Annotated in this window: 1 protein-coding gene; it reads left to right on the forward strand. The window is 35.1% G+C overall.

From position 1 onward, the window contains the following. Window positions 1-772: 772 nt before the first annotated feature. A partial coding sequence (locus tag HLA95_RS27465) for a hypothetical protein (RefSeq protein ID WP_222185135.1) occupies window positions 773-1,011 on the forward strand: 239 nt, incomplete at its 3' end.

The following is a 1,011-nucleotide window of genomic DNA, read 5'->3' on the forward strand; positions in this document are numbered from 1 at the left end:
GCCTTGACCTAATTTATTATATGTTCAAAATGAATCCACCTTAATCTCTAGGAGGACAGTGGGAGGATAATTGAGAACTAATAATAAAAGTGGGTCTAAATTGTTTATTATATATGGTTGATATATAATTGCTATGCATGTGATGTATGTTTGTTTATAAAAATGAGACCATTTTTCAAAAACCCCTAATTTTACAAAATTAAGTTGTAAGGAAGAGGCCATGGGGCTTTATCCTAGCCTCCTACCATTGCAAGAAAGGAGGATCTTTATGGTGGATATGTTCGGCTGCAGATATGTAGGGAGCATATTCATTTGTAAAGGTTCAAACCGGCTTGTTAAATATAGGATATCATGAGGTGCGATAATGGGGCTTACCAAGAAACTAACATGTGAGGGATGCCACATTCAATTGACCATACTCATGGAATGGTAGGTGTGACTTAACTAAAATGTACTATCCAAGAAATTATTATATGAGGATACTGCAGTTTAGAGGCTAAAGGATGATTGGAATTTGCTTAGGTGAAGCATTAGGATAAAGAGTTATCCACTCATTAAGGGTTAGTATCCAAGAGACTAACATGTGAGGATATTAATTCTTAGTGGGACCCCAATCCCTGCTATGGAAATTCAAACCTTGTTTGAAATTCACAAGTCTCATTATAGGGTGTATGAGATTTGAACAAAGTAGTGGGAGGAAACATAGAAATTAAAGACCAAAAATTATATGTTTTCATATGAAATTTATTAATATTATTATTTTCTATTGTAGATGGCACCACTAAACCCTCTTTCACGTATTCTTGATGACAACCGTTTAACTGGTGTGAATTCTCTGGAATGGTTAAATAATTTCAAAATTATCTTAACCGCCGCAGACAAAATCAAAAATGTCATTACTACCCCATGCCCCAATGATTTGTCAGAAAGGGCTATCAAAGAGGAGATAAAGGATGATGTGCATGATTTGTCAGAAAGGGTTATCAAAGAGGAGATAAAGGATGATGTGCA

Origin of the sequence: Geminicoccus harenae (assembly GCF_019800005.1) — a bacterium.
GTDB lineage: Bacteria > Pseudomonadota > Alphaproteobacteria > Geminicoccales > Geminicoccaceae > Geminicoccus > Geminicoccus harenae.